Source organism: Dactylosporangium sucinum, from assembly GCF_014647515.1.
In the GTDB taxonomy this organism is placed as follows: domain Bacteria; phylum Actinomycetota; class Actinomycetes; order Mycobacteriales; family Micromonosporaceae; genus Dactylosporangium; species Dactylosporangium sucinum.
In genome coordinates, this window is the sequence record NZ_BMPI01000165.1 from 1 (window position 1) to 2,550 (window position 2,550).

Genomic DNA, 2,550 nt, shown 5'->3' on the forward strand with positions numbered 1-2,550 from the left:
AGCTCACGAACGCCTGACCCGGCCGCCGGTCCCGGACCCCTCGCCGAGGGGTCCGGGACCTTTCCTGTTACGGCGCGAACGCGAGCGCCGCGGCCCTGGCGGCGGGCGGCCCCGACGCCGCCGACCTGACGGCCGAGACCGACCGCGAGCGCCTGGCGGGCGTGACGGCCTTCGTGGGGCACCTCGCGGCGGCGGGCCACCTGCGCGGAGGCCTCGACCCGGCCGCGGCGGCGGACGCCTGCTGGGTGCTGCTGTCGCCGCAGCTGTACCGGCTATCCACTGTGGACAGAGGCTGGACCGCGGACGCCTACGAGGAGTGGCTCACCCGGATGCTCGCGGCATCGCTGCTGTAGGCGTGCCCGTCGGAGCGCTCAGGTAGCGTTCAGCGGCATGCGGGTCCTCTTCGCGAGCCTGGCCTCGCCCGGGCATGCCTTTCCACTCGTGCCGCTCGCCGTTGCCGCCCGGGCGGCCGGGCACGAGGTGCACTTCGCCGCCGGCGAGGAGGTGCACGCGGCGCTCAAGGCTCGCGGGCTGCAGGTCTTCCGGCCCGCCGACGCCTTCTACGAGATCTACGCCGACGACATCGCCGGCGACATCGAGCGGCTGCGGCCGGAGCTGATCGTGCACGGTTGGGGCGTGCCGGGAGTGGCGGTCGCCGCGGACCGGGCCGGGATTCCCTCGCTCTGGCACGGGTTCGGCCGGCTCTTCCCGGAGGGCATCGGCCTCGCCCGGCCCGGCAACGACCGGCCGCACGTCGATGTCTGCCCGCCCTCGCTGCAGGATCCGGACTTCGTCGGATCCGCCGAGCGCATCCCGATGCGGCCGGTCGAGGCGCAGCCGGCGGCCGGGTCGCCGATCGTGTACCTCACCTTCGGTACCGCATTCGGCACCGCGGAGCTCATCCGGGCCGCCGCCGAGGGGGTCGACCGGCTGGGCCTGCCCGTCGTCGTCGCGGCCGGGCGGGTGCCGCCCGAGGAGCTCGACGACCTGCCCAGCCGCGTGACCGTGCTGCCGTGGGCGCCGCAGGACCGGCTGCTCGCCCGCGCGGCGCTCGTCGTGCACCACGGCGGCAGCGGCACCACGCTCGGGGCGCTCGCCGCCGGGGTGCCGCAGCTGGTGCTGCCGCAGGGCGCCGACCAGTTCGCCAACGCGGGCGCGCTCGTCGCCGCCGGGGCCGCGCTGCAGCTGCACGACGTCACCGCCGACGCGGTCGCCGAGCTGGCCCACCGGCTGCGGGCACCGGAGCACCGCGACGCCGCCCGGGCCCTCGCCGACGAGATCGCCCGCATGCCGGCACCGGACCACGTCGCGAGGGAGCTGGCCGGATGAGCACCTTCGAGCAGGCCGAGGCCTGGCTGCGGCGGGTGTACGGGCTGCGCCGAGATCGTCGAGGTCCACCACGCCAACCGGGACCTGCGCTCGGTGGACGTGCTCTGACGTCCGGGCGTCACCGCTGCCGCAGGGCGGCCTCGACGATCCGGAGGGCCTCGTCGGGGTCGAGCCCGAGGCCGGCGACCGCGGCGGCGTACTCGGCCGCGGCCCGCCGGGCCCGCTCCCGGCTCTGCTGGCCGGCCGCCGACACGAACGAGCCGGCCCGGCCGCGGGTCTCGACCAGGCCGGCCTCCTCCAGCTCCCGGTACGCGCGGGCGACCGTGTTGACGGCCAGACCCAGCTCGGCGGCGAGCGCCCGCACCGTGGGCAGCCGCTCGCCGACCGCGAGCGTGCGGTCCTGGATCTGCCGGGCGACCTGGCGGCGCAGCTGCTCGTAGGGCGGCACGGACGAGCCCGCGTCGATGGTGATCACGGCGCCACCGGCAGCGCGTCGGCGCCGACCGGGACGGCGAGCGGGTCCGCGAGCGTCATGACGGATCACGGTACTCCGGCGGCGGCGCTATCGTCCGAGGAGCCGCCGGGCGGCCGAGCGTTCCGGGGCGCACAGGTCGTCGTCCGGCAGCGGCACCGCGAGGCAGTCCCGGGCCGTCCATCACGCGCGGGCCCGGTGGGCGGCGACGTTCACCCGGTTGGCGCACGTCAGCGAGCAGAACCGCCGCCGGCCGTTGCGCGACGTGTCGACGAAGACGATCGCGCAGCCGTCCCGCGCGCAGCGCCCGAGCCGGTCGCCGCCGGCGCCGCACAGCGCCACGGCCAGGCCGCCGGCGATGGCGGCCCGGATGCGGGCGACGGGGTCGTCGGTGTCGGTGATGTAGTGCAGGTGCGGCGGGTTGCCGTCGTGGGCCGACAACCGCACGGACGTGGTGGCGTCGCCGAGCAGCTCGTTGACGAGCGCCAGCTGCGCGCGCGGGTCGGGCTCGCCGAACACCGGCCGGGCCCGCTCGACCCAGGCCCGCAGCTCGGCCGCCTGCGTGGCGTTGCTCACGCGACTCTGCATCTCGTGCTCGACGAGCAGCGCGGAAACTCTGCTCACGGTGCATTCGGGGGCGTTGAGCAGCGCCGCGGCGAGGAAGGTGCCGGTGCCGCCGTAATGGTTGAACTGCACAAGGCCATTACAGCACGCTGGGACGCATGACCACCTGCGCCACCTGCGGCCGC

Annotated in this window: 4 protein-coding genes; 2 read left to right on the forward strand and 2 right to left on the reverse strand. The window is 76.2% G+C overall.

All coding sequences use genetic code 11. From position 1 onward, the window contains the following. Positions 1–161: 161 nt before the first annotated feature. Together IEZ31_RS55520 and IEZ31_RS59320 are read left to right on the forward strand one after the other, a co-directional pair. A complete protein-coding gene (locus tag IEZ31_RS55520; protein WP_190258251.1) occupies positions 162–353 on the forward strand; it encodes a hypothetical protein in 192 nt (63 codons plus the stop codon). A gap of 37 nt (positions 354–390) precedes the next feature. Then, positions 391–1,329, forward strand: coding sequence for a glycosyltransferase (locus IEZ31_RS59320; protein ID WP_190258252.1), 939 nt, complete (start codon positions 391–393; stop codon positions 1,327–1,329). Between the two features lie 118 nt (positions 1,330–1,447). On the opposite strand, the gene IEZ31_RS55530 is transcribed toward IEZ31_RS59320, so the two are convergent. Both IEZ31_RS55530 and IEZ31_RS55535 read right to left on the reverse strand, forming a co-directional pair. Then, positions 1,448–1,804: a GntR family transcriptional regulator gene (locus IEZ31_RS55530; protein ID WP_190258253.1), complete on the reverse strand. Its 357-nt coding sequence runs from the start codon at positions 1,802–1,804 to the stop codon at positions 1,448–1,450. A gap of 180 nt (positions 1,805–1,984) precedes the next feature. Then, positions 1,985–2,497, reverse strand: coding sequence for a CGNR zinc finger domain-containing protein (locus IEZ31_RS55535; protein ID WP_190258254.1), 513 nt, complete (start codon positions 2,495–2,497; stop codon positions 1,985–1,987). Positions 2,498–2,550: the final 53 nt, after the last annotated feature.